At 69.6% G+C, this 595-nt stretch carries 1 pseudogene; it reads left to right on the forward strand.

Going from position 1 to position 595, the window contains the following annotated elements:
- Positions 1-595: pseudogene (locus A5702_RS21240) on the forward strand (cupin); the annotation flags it as partial.

Here is a 595-nt window from a genome sequence, read left to right on the forward strand (position 1 = left end):
GCTGGTCGGATGGGAGAAGGGTGACTTTTTGACCCTGCCCGCGGGCACGCATTCGGTGTTCTACGCGGCCGCGGACACCGCCATGTACTGGGTGCACGACGAGCCGCTGATGCGCTACCTGGGCGCCGAAGCCACCCAGCCGCGGTTCCGCGCGACCAAGTTCCGCCGGACGGACGCGGTGGCCAAGCTCGAAGAGATCGCGGCGCGGCCGGGCGCCAACGAGAAGAGCCGGGTAAGCGTGCTGCTGGCCAACGCCAACCAGGAGCAGACGCTGACCATCACCCACGTCCTGTGGGCCATGTTCGGCGTGCTGCCACCGAATCAGGTGCAGCGCCCGCACCGGCACCAGTCGGTGGCCCTCGACCTGATCCTCGACGCGCCCGCCACCGGCTGCTACACGCTGCTGGGCACCCGCCTCGACGACCGCGGCGACATCGTCGACCCTATCCGGGTGGACTGGCGGGCCGGCTGCGCCTTCACCACCCCGCCGGGCATGTGGCACGCCCACTACAACGAGACCGACCAGCCCGCCCACCTGATCCCGATCCAGGACGCCGGGCTGCAGACCCATCTGCGCAGCCTCGACATCAAGTTC

Source organism: Mycobacterium sp. E3339 (genome assembly GCF_001666915.1).
Lineage (GTDB): Bacteria > Actinomycetota > Actinomycetes > Mycobacteriales > Mycobacteriaceae > Mycobacterium.